The sequence below is a fragment of the Bacillus sp. FSL R9-9410 genome (assembly GCF_038050385.1).
Taxonomy (GTDB): domain Bacteria; phylum Bacillota; class Bacilli; order Bacillales; family Bacillaceae_G; genus Bacillus_A; species Bacillus_A cereus_U.
Genome location: NZ_JBBOTV010000003.1, coordinates 20,387 through 36,613 on the forward strand (window position 1 = coordinate 20,387; position 16,227 = coordinate 36,613).

Below are 16,227 nucleotides of genomic sequence, written 5' to 3' on the forward strand. Positions count from 1 at the left end.
ATTTTTATTGGTTTTTGCTACTTTAATGTTTATCAAATCATAGACAATATAATTTATATCTGAATCTAATAAAGGATGTGTTGTTATGAAAATTGGTGTAGTGAAAGAGATAAAAAAAGGAGAAGCTCGTGTAGGGATGACTCCAGAAAATGTTCAAAGATTAGTTGCAGATGGAAATGTAGTTTTAGTACAAAAAGATGCCGGATTAGGATCTGGTTATACAAATGATGAATATGAAAACGCTGGTGCAAGTATCGTGACGCAAGGAGAAGCATGGGATGTTGATATGGTAGTCAAGGTGAAAGAACCACTACCTGCAGAATATCATTACTTTAAAAAGGATCTTATTGTATGGGGATTCTTACATCTGGCCGCTTCTAAAGAGTGTGTAGAGGCAATGAGAGATGCTGGCACAACTGCAATTGCAGGGGAGACGATTAGTGAGAATGGAAATCTAGCATTATTAAAACCTATGAGCGCAATTGCTGGTAGACGTGCAGTATTTATGGGTGCTTATTACTTAGAAAAACAACATCAAGGAGAAGGTATTTTATTATCTGGAATTGAGGGAATCCCTGCCGGAAATGTTGTGATTCTTGGTGGAGGGAATGCTGCAATTAACGCTTGTGATATGGCAATTGGAATTGGTTGTAAAGTTACAATATTAGAAATAAATCAAGAAAGAGTTTCTCATTTAAGAGAGAAATATGCGAAAGAAAATGTTGAAATCAGTGAATCAAACACTGAAAACTTGGAGCGAATGATTCAGGAAGCCGATTTATTTATTTCAACAATTTTAATTCCAGGATCTAGACCACCAAAAATCGTGAAAGAGTACATGGTTCAATCTATGAAACCTGGAAGTGTTATTGTAGATATCGCAATAGATCAAGGTGGAACAGTTGAAACCATTGATAAGTACACAACACATGATGATCCTGTATTCATTAAACATGACGTAATACACTATGCAGTGCCAAATATGCCTGGTGCCACCCCACGTACCGCTACAATCGCATTAGCGAATGGAAATATTGAATATTTACTAGCAATTGCTAAAGAAGGATTAGAATCCGCTATGCAGCATAAAGTATCATTAGCATCCGGGGTAAATATCTATAAAGGGGTCATTACTTACGAAAATTTAGGAATGACGCTAGGGTTAGATTATAAACAATTGAAAGAAGTGTTAGTATGATAACCAAAAAAATGCCATTAGATATTGTTGACATCAAAAAAGCCCAAAAGGTTCTTGATAAAAATGCTAGAAAAACGCCATTAGTTAAATCTTTCTATTTGAGTAGTAAAACAGGTGGAGAAATTTATTTGAAACTAGAAAATATGCAATTAACGGGTTCTTTTAAATTCCGTGGTGCCTTTAATAAAATGTCACATTTGACAGATCAAGAACAAGAACGAGGTGTTATTGCTTGTTCGGCAGGAAACCATGCACAAGGTGTTGCCTTATCTGCTCATTTACTTGGAATTAAGAGTAAAATTGTTATGCCAGTTTCTGCACCTCAAGCGAAAGTAGAGGCAACTAGAGGGTATGGATCCGAAGTTATTTTATATGGTGAAACTTTTGATGACGCCAAAGCGAAGTGTGAGGAAATTATACAAGAAACAGGAGAGACATACTTACATCCATATGATGATATAGAAGTAATGGCTGGACAAGGAACAATTGGTTTAGATATTCTTGATGATTTGTGGGATGTTGATACAATCATTGTACCTATTGGTGGAGGAGGAATTATTTCTGGAATTGCTGTTGCATTAAAATCTTTTAATCCATCAATTAATGTGATTGGTGTTCAAGCAGACAATGTTCATGGAATGAAAGCCTCTTATGATAATGGAAGTATCGTGGAGCATTATCATGCACCGACTATAGCGGATGGTTGTGCAGTTAAAATACCAGGCAGCTTAACTTTCGAAGTTGTAAAGGAACTAGTAGATGATATTGTAACAGTTTCGGAAGAAGAGCTAGAAGTGGCGATGAAAGATTTATTACAACGCGGGAAAGCTGTTGTAGAAGGGGCTGGAGCATTAGCTACCGCTGCGCTTCTTTCAGGAAAAGTTGATAAATATATAAAAGGAAAAAAAGTAGTTGCAGTTATATCCGGTGGAAATGTGGACTTGCAACGTATATCAAATGTATGTGAACACTTTTTTGTGGCTAATGAAGTGAAATAATGATTGAAAAATTGTAAAAATAAATCGATTTTACCAAGAAGGAGCTAAGAGCAAACATCTTAGCTCTTTTTTGGTAAAAGGGGATGGAATCTATGGGCAATCTGGTGAAAAGGAATCGGTAACGCGGTTATTAAGAGAAATTGAAGTGAGAAATTAGTATTAAAGAATTTAACCGCACTTCCCGAAAGAATTCTCCTTATTCATACGAAATTGTATCTATAAAACGAAAAAAACATTATTCTTTTTGTAGAAATATACAGGAAGAATAGTATTTTTTCGTTTTTGGGGGTATTTTGTTTTATTAGGTTGATAGCGATGTGGTGCTACCCCACATCCATCAACTTAAGGATTTAGACTATTCTTGAAGTAAAAAAGCACGTTACTATTCTCTTATGTTAATGAGAAAGGGTGACGTGCTTTTTATGAATATGCACCAAAAACTCTATAGTAATAATTTTGGCGTTACCTCTCTAGTTATTAGGATATTTTTTCTTAATATATGCATACTAAACATACTATAGAAGGCACATAGAAAGTGAGGAAGTCATGGTTAAATTTCTGAAGCGGTTAAAATATAGAGGCAGTCCTAAATCATTTTTAATACGAGACAATACTCATTTTCAGAAGGGAAATATAGAGGGCTCTCTATTAGAAGCGAATTTATTAAAAAACATAGCTGAGCTTCAGGCTGTATTTTGTCAGTCACCGGATTTAGTGATTCGCCAGTTTCAAATGAAAACAGATGGATTAGAAGCAGCTTTAGTGTATCTATCTGGATTAATAGATAAACAATTGATTCAAAATCACGTTCTAACCCCTTTAATGAATAGTGTTTTTGATCCTAAAGTGGAACTTCCAATTACATTAGGACAAATTAAAATTATTAATACGTGGAGTCAGATTGAAAATGCTATTTTAGAAGGAGATAGTGTTTTATTAATTCATGGTCGAACTACAGCATATCAATTGGACACGAAAGGATGGCCGAAAAGAAGTATTGAAGATGTTCGTAACGAATTATCTCTAAAAGGTGGGCATCAAGGATTTGTAGAAACCGGAGCTCAAAATATTGCCATGATTCGAAGGTATATTCCACATCGCGAATTAATGATAAAAGAGATAACAATTGGTATACGAAGCAAAACAAAGATTTCTATTTTATATTTAAAAGATGTAGCTTCTGAAGAGGTGCTGAAGGAATTAGAAACACGGATTCAAAACATAACAGTTGATGCTGTTACTAGTACTGGTGAACTTATTGAATTCATTGAAGATAACCCGTATTCACCATTTCCACAATTTATGTTAACAGAAAGACCTGATTTAGCCGTTTCGCACATTCTACAGGGCAGATTTGTGACCGTAGTGGATCATTCGCCAAATGTATTAATTGCTCCAACAAATTTCATCTCTTTTTTTCAAGGGGTGGATGATTACGGTACAAGATGGCTAGTTGCTTCCTTTATTCGTATCCTTCGTTTTATCGCCTTTATGGTTGCCCTATTTTTGCCTGCGAGTTATGTTGCGTTTATTTCCTTTAATTTTGAAGTTATTCCTGTAGAGCTTTATTTATCTATTGCAGAGTCAAGAACAAGCGTACCTTTTGCTCCAGTAATGGAAGCATTACTTATGGAAATAACTCTGGAAATGATGAGAGAAGGAGCCTTACGCCTACCTACCCCGATTGGTCAGACAGTTGGAATGGTAGGAGGTATTATTATTGGACAAGCAGCTGTTCAGGCCGGAATTGTAAGTAACATTATGATTATTGTTGTTGCTGTTACAGCAATCTCTTCTTTTATTATCCCTAACTATGATATGGGATCTGCAGTTAGACTTGTACGATTCCCCATGATGATCTTAGCTGCATTATTTGGAATTGTAGGACTGGTTATCGGGTGGATGATATTAATTGGACATCTTATCAGTCTTGAATCGCTAGGGACTCCTTATGGAACACCGTTAGCACCGTTTCGCTTTACAGATATGAAAGATACTTTTGTACGCTTTCCTTTATGGGCGATAAGAAGGCGTCCTAAAGGTACAGGAGCTATTCAATCTATTCGACAAGGAAAGAATCAAAATAAAAGGTGAAACTATGAAAAAATATGCCTATAATGACATCACGCTAATGCAGTATATTGTTTTAATCAATGGAATGCAGGTCGGCACTGGCGTTCTATCTCTTCCACGTGTGCTTGCAGAAAAAGCTGGAACAGATGGATGGATAGCTATATTGATTGGCTGGATATTTTCCACAATATCAGGTGTTTTTATTGTGAAAACAGCTGCAAAATATCCCGAGGACACACTTTACGAAATTCTTATACGATTTTTCGGGAAAATAATAGGGAAAACACTTGTTGTTATTTACATGATGTACTTCGCTTTTTATTCTTGTACTGTTCTTGTGAACGCTATGCTTTATCTTAAGGGATGGCTTCTTCCAAAAACGCCTGATTATCTCGTTATCTTTTTGTTTTCGATTCCTACCTTTCTTGTCGCACGTAACGGCCCTCGTGTTATAGGGCGGTATTCCGAACTTACTTTTTATATGTTGCTTTGGATTCCGTTATTTTTTTTGATACCTCTTAAAGAGAACGGAAGTTGGATGCCGTTCTTTCCGCTCTTAAAAGAGGGGTGGAAACCTATATTAACGGCTGTACCAACCACTATTTTTGCTTATTTAGGATTTGATATTGCGTTCTTTTTATATCCCTTTTTACAAAAAAAACAGTATGCAGTCCATGGAATGGTTATTGCAAACACTTTAACGATGGTATTTTATTTATTCGCTACTATTGTTTGCTTTGCCTATTTTAGCCCTGATAGCATTACGCAATTTAACCAACCGGTACTAAATTTACTTAAAGTAATTGAATTTCGTTTTTTAGAACGTTTTGACATGATTTTATTGGCTATTTACTTGCCCGTTGTTTCTACATGCTGGATTCCTGCCATATTCTGTTCTGTATTTTGTTCAAGCCGATTACTTGGGAAACAAGATCACAGCTCTCATGTAGTTGTTCTCTTATTGCTCATTATCGGCTTCGTATTCTGGATTAGTCCTAGTTGGAATCAAGCCGAAACGGGGCTACATGTATTATCGAATGCTGGGATGGGGTTAACCTATGTATTACCTATTATTTTATGGATGTATGGCTGGCTATATGAGAAGTCTCATTGGGGGAAGATACATTGAAAAGAAAAGTACTATGTTGTATTTTGTTATCGGTGTTCATGATGACTGGATGCTTTGATCAAACAAATATTGAAGATGTTTCCCTTACTCTTGTACTTGGTATCGATTTAGATCGTAATAATAATTTATTGGTGTACATGTCAAGTCCTGTTTTTAATAAAGAAGCAAAGGTAAAAGAAGAAGTTACGGGTGTGAAATCTGTTACGATTCGAAATTCTAGAGACAAATTTGATGCTACTGTTATGGCGCTTACCTCGAGAAGTAAAACACAGGTTATTTTAGTTGGAAAACGGCTACTGAAAAGAAAAAACTGGGTGAAATATCTCGATCCATTTTACCGAGATCCCAAAAATTCAGTTACCACAAGGGTTGTTACTGTTGATGGACCTGTTTCAGACGTCATCTTTTATAACCCAAAAGATAAGCCGCGGCTTCCTTTATATTTAACAAAACTAGTTGATACCGCCTCTTTAAGAAATATCACAGTAAAAACAACTCTTCAAGAACTACATGAACAAATAGCAGATAAAGGGTTAACAGTAAATATTACTGAGATGAAAAAAACGAAAAAAATATTTGTGACAGGTACAGCTTTGTTAGATGAAAAAGGAAGGTATAAATTAACACTAAAATCCGATGAAAACAAATTATTACGCATTTTGCAACAAGGAACTACAGGTGAGTATTCATTTACAATTCCAATTAAATTAAAGTCGAATAGCCAGGATAAAGATTGGATAAGCTTTACTCCCTATAGTATTAAAGTAAAGACAAAGGTAAGATATGATAATAAATTTATATTTAATACAGATATAAAGATGAAGGTCGGCATTACAGAACGGCTTTTTTCGTTCAATACAAGCAGGGATGCAGCAAAATTACAAAAAGCTATTGAAACCAAGATGGAAGCTGATTTCAAGCAATTAATAAAGAAAATACAAGTTGCCAAAATCGACCCTATTGGGCTTGGGAGATATGCAAGAACTTACACATACCCAGAATGGAAAAAAGTCCAAAATAAATGGAATAATGAATTAGCAAAGAGCGATGTAAACGTCAAGGTAAATGTGAAAATTGGTGGGATGGGAACGATTAAGTAACATGAGTACAGCTGAGATTCGTAATAAAATTGCAAGTACCTTTAATTTTAGTTTGGGAAATTTCTTTAATAGGGGTCACTATACACATCCATCAACTCAAGAATTTAAACTATTCTTAAAATTAAAAGCGCGTTATTATTCTCTTATGTTAATGAGAAAGGGTGACGTGCTTTTTATAAGTATACATCAAAAACAAGAATTATCTTTATTTGCCGAAGAGTTATATCGACATATGTCTCCCGCTACACTTAATCAATTAGCTATAGAAGCAGGCGGAATGAAACGAAAACGTAAGTGCCATGGGCACCATTTTTTATCTTTGTGTGTATGGTTAAATCAACAAATCACTACTACCTCTCTTACTCAACTTTGTAGTCAATTAGAAACTTCAACAGGAATTTTATTAAGTCCTGAGGGACTTAATCGACGATTTAACTCGGCTTCTGTAGCCTTCTTTCGAAATGTATTTACTACACTTCTACAAGCTAAAATTGGAGGATTATCTAAGATTTCTCATTCTCTTTCTGCTTACTTTGAGCGTATTCGCATCCTTGATTCTACAACTTTTCAAGTTCCAAATCGATTCGCAGCTACTTATCCTGGTGCCGGAGGATGTAGTCATAAAGCTGGTGTAAAAATTCAACTAGAGTATGACTTGTTGAGTGGAGAATTTTCTGATGTGAAAATTGAACCAGGAAAACGAAGTGATCAGGCGTATGGTGCGACTCGAACAGGTATGGCGCAAAAGAATGAACTATATATTCGTGACTTAGGATATTTTCGTTTACAAGACTTTAAGTCTATTCAAGATAAGCAAGGATATTATTTATCACGTCTTAAGTTACCAACTAAAATATATAGAAAAGAATTTGAAACAGTCGTATTTAAAACAAAACCCGCTCAACTGAGGCCAGTATATATACAAATTCATTTGGAAGACATCATGAACCAATTACAACCTGGCCAAGTGTATGAATTACATGATGTATATGTAGGGAGCAAAGACAAACTACCTACTCGCATTGTGGTTTATAGATGTACGGAGGAGCAAAAACAGAAACGCCTACGTGATCGAGCTATTCGCGAAAAGAAAAAAGGGATTACATATACAGAGCGTACGAAACTTTTACAAGGAATTACGGTATATATGACAAATATTCCTACGGAATGGATACCAAAAGAGAAAATCTATGATTTATATTCACTGCATTGGCAAATTGAGCTGTTATTTAAAATATGGAAATCTTGGTTTCAAATTCATCGTTGTAAATCTATTAAACAAGAGCGGTTAGGGTTCTGGTGCAAAAATTCCAAGACTCTTGCAAGTAATCTCCTAATCTTGGACATACTGATAGTATGACTCTAAAAAAGGTGTGTGATCAGTATGGAAAAGGAAAATTTGTTTAAATGGAAGCATTATCAGCCTGAACTAATCTTATTAACAGTAAGGTGGTACCTACGGTACAATTTGAGCTTCCGTAACCTGGTGGAAATGATGGAGGAAAGAGGATTATCAATTGCTCACACAACGATTATGCGCTGGGTTCATCAATATGGATCTCAATTAGAAGAGAAAGTACGACATCATCTTAAATCAACAAATGACTCATGGAGAGTCGATGAAACATATATCAAAGTAAAAGGTCAATGGATGTACTTATACCGTGCAGTCGATTCAGAAGGGTATACAATTGATTTTTATCTAAGTAAATCAAGAGATAAACAAGCAGCCAAGCGCTTTTTCAAAAAAGCCTTGGCTTTTTCGTATGTTTCTAAACCTCGCGTGATAACAGTAGATAAGAACCCTGCCTATCCTGTAGCGATTGAAGAGTTAAAAGAAGAGAAACATATGCCTGAAGGCATACAATTAAGGCAAGTTAAATATCTCAATAATATAGTGGAACAAGACCACCGGTTTATTAAAAGGCGAGTTCGTTCTATGTTAGGATTAAAGTCGTTTAAAACAGCAATCTCTATATTGAGTGGTGTTGAAGCCATGCATATGATGAAAAAAGGGCAACTTGTTTTACCGGATAAGTCTGTCCAAAACCAGAAACAATTTATTCATAAATTGTTTGGCTTAGCTTCATAAGATAGAAATGAAGAGGAAATTGCTACTCTATGTTTCTAACTAACATTTTCGCACCAGAACCCTTTTTTTTGTTTATGGGTTTTCTAAATTAATACTTATTAAATACGAAGAGTGTAGTTGCAATTCAATTTAAGGTCTAACAAAACAAACGAACACAACGAACGAAAATAAATGTCCTGTTTGTCTGTCTAAAAGTTGAACAATTCAGATGGCTTCATGCCATCTCTTGTTCGAAGCCAATTCATCTCCCACCTACTCACTGGGCTGTGGCCCTTCACGTTCCTTGAGGAAGGATAAAGTTTCAATTCTGTCTAAATCCCCATTAGGATATATAACCGACCATCTATTTTTCTTTACATAATCTCCAGAAACAGTCCATATCAACTATAGATTCTTGTCTTATGCTAAATGTATTCCCAAACAAGGAGGTAATGAAAAATGTTTAAAACATTATTAGCAGGAACACTTTTAAGTACAGGATTATTAGCGGGTGGTGCAGTAGGTGCAGAAGATGTAAAAATGGACAACCTAAAATCAAATGAAAATAGTCCAAATCAATCGATTACAATAAGTGCAGATGGAATAACGTCTTTCTCACAAATCCATGATGCACCTAAAGATGCAGTACCAGCAACTTCTAAAAAAGATGTAAAAGAAAATGTAAAATAAGATAACCAAATTGAGAAATCTAACTAAAAAGAACCGGACAATTTATGCCCAGTTCTTTTTAGTTCTACAGGGGTTTTTTAAAAAAAGAAGTTCCTTTTTTCTGAAAATGTATATAAATGCAAAATGTATCATTAATATCCGAAAGGGATTTTATATTTCATTAATTTATACCTTTCCATCTACATTAATCATTTATTGCAACAGTTTTCACGTCTAAAATAAGATGTTTCAACAAAGGAAAGTATAAGTATCTTTATAATGATTTTCCAATATAATCAATGTGTTAATAAAAGGAACTCTGTGTTATTTTTGCTTTTCTACTAACTAATACAGCTTCAAACAATGGACACAATTGCTACATGCCAAGTGTAATTTATTATCCATTCAAGATTCTGTTTATTCAATCTTTCTAAAAATAAAAAAATATTAAACTCATAAATATACAAGTTATAATGAGGGCGTCTAGAGATAATCTATTACCTCTAGAGAAAATATCAAGCCTAGTTCTGGTGCAAAAATTCTAAAGACCTTGCAAGTAACCTTCTAAAATTGGACATACTGATACGATTACTCTAAGAAAGGTGTGTGGTCAGAAGGGAAATTTATTAACATAAAAAATGAAAACGTTATCAACTGGATCTTATTTTGAATTGGTCATTCTAATAACTTAGATTCAACTGCAATTAAAAATAATAAATTATGGGGGTACTTATATGAACATGAATGTAGCATCTATTAAAGAAAAAAAGGTTGTTAAATACAAAAGTTGTTTTGATGTGATTGGGCCGGTAATGATAGGTCCTTCAAGTTCACATACTGCAGGTGCTTTGGCTATTGGAACAGTTGCCAATAAATTATTTCAAGGTCTTCCAAAAAAAGTCGTGGTAAGGTATTATGAATCATTTGCTGAAACCCATAAAGGACACGGAACTGATTTTGCAATTATTGCTGGGATATTAGGATTTGCTGCCGATGACAGCAAAGTGCCAGATGCTATTAAAATAGCAGAATCTAAAGGAATTGACATTACCTTTATTGAAAAAGCGGGTGATAGTCCTGCTGGTCATCCAAATACGGCAGATGTATATTTAGAGGATGAAAGCCGAAGTATTAGAACGATGGGTATTTCGGTCGGCGGTGGATTAATTGAAGTCAAACATGTTGAAATTGACGGATTTAGCTTAGATCTACAGGGGCCATTGCCAGTTATTATTGCGATTTCCGAAAGAGCTGACTTTGAATTTGTCTTACGCAGGATCTTTAAACAATATGATGTGGAAATTAACAACTTTCATAGTTTAGAAGAAAACGGAAAATATTTATATGGATTCGCTTTGGATTCGCTATTGCCTGGTAATGTTCAGAAGGAATTAGGAAATTTAAGCAATGTAGCTAATCTCATTATTCTTTAGTTACATTAAGGGGTGAAAAAATATGTATATGACCATAAAAGAAATTGTGGATGCAGCTAATAAAAGCCAAAAGCCAATTTATGAATTAGCAATAGAACAGGAAATCGAACAAACTAAAACGTCTTATGAAGAAGTTTGGAGTAAAATGGAAAGAAATTTAGTGACTATGGAAAATGCCATAAATAAAAGTATCGAGGGCGACGGGGTATTTTCTCCAACCGGTTTAACCGGAGGTGATGCTGTTAAAATTAAAAACTATCGAGAAAATAGGAAAACTCTTTCTGGAGATTTGATGGTGTTAGGGATTCAAAGTGCTATCGGTGTTAATGAAGTAAATGCTGCATTAGGGGCTATTTGTGCAACTCCAACAGCAGGTGCGAGTGGGACGATCCCGGGAGTCCTATATAGTATTAAAGATACGTTGCAGTTAACTCATGAAGATATGATCCGTTTTCTATTCACTTCAGCGCTATTTGGAACGATAGTCGCAAATAACGCTTGTATTTCAGGAGCGTACGGAGGATGTCAAGCTGAAGTAGGCAGTGCCTCAGCAATGGCGGCTGCAGCAGCGGTAGGAGCTGCCGGAGGAACGCCACAGCAATCTTCTGAAGCTTTCTCAACCGCATTACAAAATTTACTCGGTCTAGTTTGTGATCCGGTCGCTGGTTTGGTAGAAATTCCTTGTGTAAAGAGAAACGCCATTGGAACGGCAAATGCTTTGGCAGCAGCAGACATCGCATTAGCCGGCGTAAACAATATCATCAATGCAGACGAAGTTATTGAAGCGATGTATAGAGTTGGAAGACAGATGCCTCGCGAATTAAGAGAGACAGGTTTAGGCGGAATTGCGGCCACACCTACAGGGATTGCCATTAAAAATAAAATCTTTGGGGAGAAACAATCAAATTAATAAACAGTTATCGGAAATATTGTGAAATAGTTAACAATCCTATTCTCTATTGTTCTCCTAGGGATGCCTGTATATTGAGAGCCATTATCACTAAAATATACTACTATATAATTAAAGTGTTTTGTAAGAGCTAACAAACCCATCAGGTTGATGACTAGCGAATTTTTCGATTTTGATCAACTTAGAAGAAGGACACACGATGTGGCGCACTTTGTAAGCAATTCATTTTTCAAGAACAGTCTATATTCCTAAGCCTTAAAAAGAGACGGAAGAATAGGACACAAGGAGGAATTATTATATGAATGGGAATACTGCAAAAAAAATAGAACTTCAGGCTGAAAATACTGCAGTAAAAAATGAGAAATATCCAGATCCTACAAAGTGGCATAAACAGGATACTACCTGGGCATTGGGCCTTTTTGGAACAGCAATTGGAGCAGGAGTACTCTTCTTACCTATTAATGCAGGTTCAGGTGGTTTATTATCATTACTGTTAATTACCATACTTGCATATCCTGTTATGTATTACTCACATAGGGCGCTTGCTAAAATGATATACGCTTCCAATTCTGCTGAAGAGGGGATTACAGGTACAATAAGAGAGTATTTTGGAAATAAGGCAAGTATCATTTTTAACATAGTATATTTCGTCTCAATTTATACAATCGTGCTAATGTATTCGGTTGCACTTACAAATACTGCAAGTAGTTTTATCGTGCATCAATTGCACATGCAGGAGCCTCCAAGGGCCATTTTATCGCTTGTATTAGTACTCGGTCTTATCGCTATACTAAATTTTGGTCAAGATATCACTGTAAAGATAATGAGCATGCTAGTATATCCTTTCATAGCTTCTCTACTTTTTATTTCAATATCTTTGATTCCACAGTGGAATACGTCAATGCTTAGTTTTTCAAGTGTTTCTACTGCTTCAACAGGAACAGGATATTTGGGAACGATATGGATGATACTACCAATCATAGTATTCTCGTTTAATCATTCTCCTATGATTTCGTCATTTGTTATGAAACAGAGAGCTACGTATGGAATAGAAGCTACTGATGCCAAATGTGCTCAAATACAAAAAGTTTGTTATATCATGACATTCGCTGTTGTTATGTTCTTTGTTTGGAGCAGTACCTTGAGTTTGACTCCAAATGATCTTATGATGGTAAAAGAACAGAATTTGTCAATCCTATCATATCTTGCTAATGAGCTTAATTCGCCTGTAATCACGATTGCAGCTCCTATCATTGCTTTTGTGGCTATTACAAAGTCTTTCCTTGGCCATTATATAGGAGCATATGAAGTAATGCGTGACATGATTATTAAGTCCGGTAAAACACGCGGGAAAGATATAGGAGAAAAAACAGTTAAGACAATGATCCTTACTTTTGTTGTATTAACATGCTGGTATGTTGCTTATGCAAATCCAAGTATTCTTGGAATCATTGATGCCCTTAGCGGACCGTTAGTTGCTGCTATCTTATGTTTATTACCAATGTATGCAATTCGTAAAGTGCCTGTACTAGCTAAATATAGAGGGAAAATGAGCAATGTATTTGTCATTATTATAGGTATCCTTACTGTCCTAGCAAGTATTAAGTCATTATTCTAATTCACTATTGTTAGTTCTGATGCAAAAATAGTGAGATATGAAAAAAGAACGAAAGATTCCTAGCGGAACTGAATTTTATATTGTTGAACCAAAGAAATCATGGTTTTGGACAAACTTTTCATCTTGGAGAGTTTGTCCTTTTTTGATTATATGCATAACTTCTATTCTTGCAATCACCTTTTTAGCTGTTTGTAATGATTTTAATCCAAGCATATTAGGGTGTCGTCCCATGTCCATCAAGCTAATAATTTGAAGTATTCCTTAAGGTTCTGATGAGATGTGGATTCAGTGTTAAAGGTGAAGACAACGTTTTTTCCAATGCACGTAGATATGATTTAGAAGAATTTGTTCTCACCCTAAGCTATGCAATTAGTATGAGGAGAGCTTCTTCTGTTTTAGAGGGCTATTCTACAATGTAAGTGCCGCATGACTTCTGCATAACGATCTTCCATTATCGGGCGCATTTCTTAAAAAAGAATTGCATCTTTATTAAGAATCGAAAACCATGAGTGATTTCAATAGCAGCTGTCTCCATGGGAGGAAAGACCTCGATAACAATGTGTGAAACGAAGACATCAATGTTGTAGTCAGTATATTTAGGTAAAAACAAGTCTAAAGTTCCCTTTTTTCTAGGAATCTCGAGCATTCAACCTACTGATAAAGGGAAACCTAAAGGGCATACTAAGATTATATTTAAAATGGGAGGTTATAAATTTGAGTACAATAGAGAATGCATTATCTATCTTCGCCTTAGGCGGCTTGAATGAAATCGGAAAAAATATGTATGCAATTGAATATTCAAACAATATCGTGATTATCGACTGTGGCAATAAGTTTCCAGATGAAAGTTTATTAGGAATTGATTTGATTATCCCTGATATAGCTTATTTAGTAGAAAATAAAGATAAAGTCAGGGCTTTAATTGTCACACATGGACATGAAGATCATATCGGGGGGATCCCGTTCTTCTTAAAAAAATTGAATGTACCCGTTTATGCCACACGCTTCACACTAGGATTAATTGAAATCAAATTAAAAGAACATAAACTCCTAAGAGAAAGTGAACTTATTAAAATCAACTCAAACTCAAACTTGACAATTGGAGAAATAAGGGTAAGTTTTTTCAAAGTGACCCATAGTATTCCTGATTGCTTGGGAATAGTCTTTCACACACCAGAGGGTAATATTGTACATACAGGGGACTTCAAGTTCGATTTAACCCCTGCGAATAATGAGAATTCGGATATTCATAAAATGGCTGCAATCGGCAAAGAAGGGGTCTTGCTTCTATTATCTGAGAGTACCAATGCAGAGCGTCCTGGTTTGACCCCATCGGAACAAATAGTAGGTGAACATGTGGAAGCAACTTTCATGAAAGCCGAACGCAAAGTTATTCTTTCTACCTTTGCTTCAAATATTAGTCGCGTTCAACAAGTCGTGAATGCAGCACAAAAAACAAATCGAAAAATTGCGTTGCTTGGACGAAGTATGGTTAATGTCATAGCGGTTGCTATGGAACGTGGTTATTTAACAGTTCCAGATGGAATGTTAATTGACCCACATGAAATCAATGAAATGGCTCCTGAAAGGGTGGCCATTTTATGCACGGGGAGTCAAGGAGAACCATTGGCTGCTCTTGCTCGCCTGTCCACAGGAAACTTTCGCGGTGTCGACATTTTACCTGAAGATACGGTTATCTTTGCAGCAGGTCCAATACCCGGGAATGAACGAAATATCACGAGTATCGTAGACAACTTATTTGCCCTTGGAGCCAAAGTGATTTATGGATCAGGAAGTACATCCGGAATGCATGTTTCTGGCCATGGTTATCAAGAAGATTTAAAACTAATGCTTACATTAATGAAACCAAAATATTTTATTCCCATTCACGGTGAATTTAGAATGCTGCACCATCACCGTTTGTTAGGGGAATCCGTTGGAGTAGAGCAAGGAAACACGTTTATCATCAATAATGGGGATGTCGTCGATATTGAACATACCATTGCCCGTCAGACCCGGAAAATACCGGTGGGGAATACCTACATAGACGGGGGGGATGTCGATAATATTGGGGAAATTGTGTTACGAGACCGCAAACAACTTTCAGAGGATGGGATGCTCATGATTATTTTAACTATGAGCAAAGCGGAAGGAACGTTGATTTCTGACCCCGATACCATTTCTCGTGGATTTGTGGATAGAGATTTCTCGGAACTCCGAAGAGACGTTAATCGACTTACTATAAAAACTGTTAACGAGCTACAAGAAGCAAATAGAAACTCATGGAATGTAATGAAAAAACAAATAAAAAAATCAATACGACAATATGTATATACACATACTAAGAAAAAACCAATGATTGTACCTATACTTATTGAAATTTAATAGGGGATGTTAAAAAAAAAATGAATTAATTGATTTTCAACAATTGGGCACAATTCTCTAATAAGAATTGTGCTCTTACTTTTGTATTGGACCATTTAATGGAATAAGAATCCCAAGCAAAATTCAATATTTGTGAAGGATTGCACTTAAACTAAAGGGCAGGTGTAGAGTGACTATATAGGTATTTAATTTTAAAACTTTAAACATACATAACCCCATGCTGATTTTAGGATGGGGTCAAAATAAAATTGTTTTTTTGATGCAGAATACTTCACTATACTTAAAAATATAACAATAAAGCTGTTTAACTCTAAGAGTTATTCAATAATCGCTCCCAATTGCGGAAAATCAAGATGATGATTTTGATTGCTGCCTTTTGCCTTTTGGACCAACGTACCAGTTATAGAAGAAATTAATAAGGTGCAGCAAGCAAACCTTTTAGAAATGGAATAGAGACTACTAAGCGAATTATAGAGAGAACAAAAAAAGCATCCAGTGGGGTGCTTTTTTTTGTTGGGGGAATAGAAAATCCCTTACTAACTATATTTTAAATATAATTAATAATTTCGGTACGTGAAGTTTTATGAAATGCCCAGTTAAGAGCTTACATTTAGTAATAGTAGAGAAGAATGGGTAGTTAGAG

At 35.5% G+C, this 16,227-nt stretch carries 10 protein-coding genes and 3 pseudogenes; 12 read left to right on the forward strand and 1 reads right to left on the reverse strand.

The features are described 5' to 3' along the window. The first annotated feature begins 85 nt into the window (after positions 1-85). The 11 genes and pseudogenes from ald to MKX77_RS26960 all read left to right on the forward strand — a co-directional run bounded on the left by ald (position 86) and on the right by MKX77_RS26960 (position 13,199). A complete protein-coding gene (gene ald, locus MKX77_RS26910; protein WP_341308270.1) occupies positions 86-1,198 on the forward strand; it encodes an alanine dehydrogenase in 1,113 nt (370 codons plus the stop codon). Continuing rightward, entirely contained in the window at positions 1,195-2,196 is a 1,002-nt protein-coding gene (gene tdcB, locus MKX77_RS26915) for a bifunctional threonine ammonia-lyase/L-serine ammonia-lyase TdcB (protein ID WP_341308271.1), read from the forward strand. Before ald ends, tdcB begins: the two co-directional genes overlap by 4 nt. Positions 2,197-2,742: 546 nt before the next feature. After that, positions 2,743-4,290, forward strand: coding sequence for a spore germination protein (locus MKX77_RS26920; protein ID WP_341308272.1), 1,548 nt, complete (start codon positions 2,743-2,745; stop codon positions 4,288-4,290). 4 nt (positions 4,291-4,294) lie between these two features. Further along, entirely contained in the window at positions 4,295-5,398 is a 1,104-nt protein-coding gene (locus MKX77_RS26925) for a GerAB/ArcD/ProY family transporter (protein ID WP_341308273.1), read from the forward strand. Next, positions 5,395-6,498: a Ger(x)C family spore germination protein gene (locus MKX77_RS26930; protein WP_341308274.1), complete on the forward strand. Its 1,104-nt coding sequence runs from the start codon at positions 5,395-5,397 to the stop codon at positions 6,496-6,498. The genes MKX77_RS26925 and MKX77_RS26930 overlap by 4 nt, the downstream gene beginning before the upstream one ends. A 175-nt stretch (positions 6,499-6,673) precedes the next feature. After that, positions 6,674-7,789 (forward strand): annotated as a pseudogene (locus MKX77_RS26935) (IS4 family transposase); the annotation flags it as partial. A gap of 93 nt (positions 7,790-7,882) precedes the next feature. After that, complete coding sequence (locus tag MKX77_RS26940) at positions 7,883-8,590, forward strand: IS6 family transposase (protein ID WP_113769875.1); 708 nt, start codon at positions 7,883-7,885, stop codon at positions 8,588-8,590. Positions 8,591-9,028: 438 nt separating this feature from the next. Continuing rightward, positions 9,029-9,244, forward strand: a pseudogene (locus MKX77_RS26945) (hypothetical protein); the annotation flags it as partial. Positions 9,245-9,972: 728 nt separating this feature from the next. Continuing rightward, positions 9,973-10,671 carry an L-serine ammonia-lyase, iron-sulfur-dependent subunit beta gene (gene sdaAB / locus MKX77_RS26950; RefSeq protein WP_341308275.1) on the forward strand — a complete coding sequence of 233 codons (699 nt, stop codon included), beginning with the start codon at positions 9,973-9,975 and terminating at the stop codon, positions 10,669-10,671. Positions 10,672-10,693: 22 nt separating this feature from the next. Continuing rightward, on the forward strand, positions 10,694-11,581 hold the full coding sequence (gene sdaAA, locus MKX77_RS26955) for an L-serine ammonia-lyase, iron-sulfur-dependent, subunit alpha (protein ID WP_341308276.1): 888 nt from the start codon (positions 10,694-10,696) through the stop codon (positions 11,579-11,581). Between the two features lie 298 nt (positions 11,582-11,879). After that, positions 11,880-13,199 (forward strand): aromatic amino acid transport family protein, encoded by a 1,320-nt coding sequence (locus MKX77_RS26960; protein WP_341308277.1) that lies wholly within the window; start codon positions 11,880-11,882, stop codon positions 13,197-13,199. A gap of 75 nt (positions 13,200-13,274) precedes the next feature. Here MKX77_RS26960 and MKX77_RS26965 read toward each other — a convergent pair. Further along, positions 13,275-13,415, reverse strand: a pseudogene (locus MKX77_RS26965) (IS6 family transposase); the annotation flags it as partial. A 498-nt stretch (positions 13,416-13,913) separates the two neighbouring features. Here MKX77_RS26965 and MKX77_RS26970 point away from each other — a divergent pair. Next, a complete protein-coding gene (locus tag MKX77_RS26970; RefSeq protein WP_341308278.1) occupies positions 13,914-15,584 on the forward strand; it encodes a ribonuclease J in 1,671 nt (556 codons plus the stop codon). The last annotated feature ends 643 nt before the right edge of the window (positions 15,585-16,227 follow it).

What these genes read in the sequence shown, in the direction of transcription:
- ald (WP_341308270.1), top strand. Translation starts at nt 86, where the DNA reads ATGAAAATTGGTGTAGTGAAAGAGATAAAAAAAGGAGAAGCTCGTGTA.
- tdcB (WP_341308271.1), top strand. Translation starts at nt 1,195, where the DNA reads ATGATAACCAAAAAAATGCCATTAGATATTGTTGACATCAAAAAAGCC.
- MKX77_RS26960 (WP_341308277.1), top strand. Translation starts at nt 11,880, where the DNA reads ATGAATGGGAATACTGCAAAAAAAATAGAACTTCAGGCTGAAAATACT.
- sdaAA (WP_341308276.1), top strand. Translation starts at nt 10,694, where the DNA reads ATGTATATGACCATAAAAGAAATTGTGGATGCAGCTAATAAAAGCCAA.
- MKX77_RS26920 (WP_341308272.1), top strand. Translation starts at nt 2,743, where the DNA reads ATGGTTAAATTTCTGAAGCGGTTAAAATATAGAGGCAGTCCTAAATCA.
- sdaAB (WP_341308275.1), top strand. Translation starts at nt 9,973, where the DNA reads ATGAACATGAATGTAGCATCTATTAAAGAAAAAAAGGTTGTTAAATAC.
- MKX77_RS26940 (WP_113769875.1), top strand. Translation starts at nt 7,883, where the DNA reads ATGGAAAAGGAAAATTTGTTTAAATGGAAGCATTATCAGCCTGAACTA.
- MKX77_RS26925 (WP_341308273.1), top strand. Translation starts at nt 4,295, where the DNA reads ATGAAAAAATATGCCTATAATGACATCACGCTAATGCAGTATATTGTT.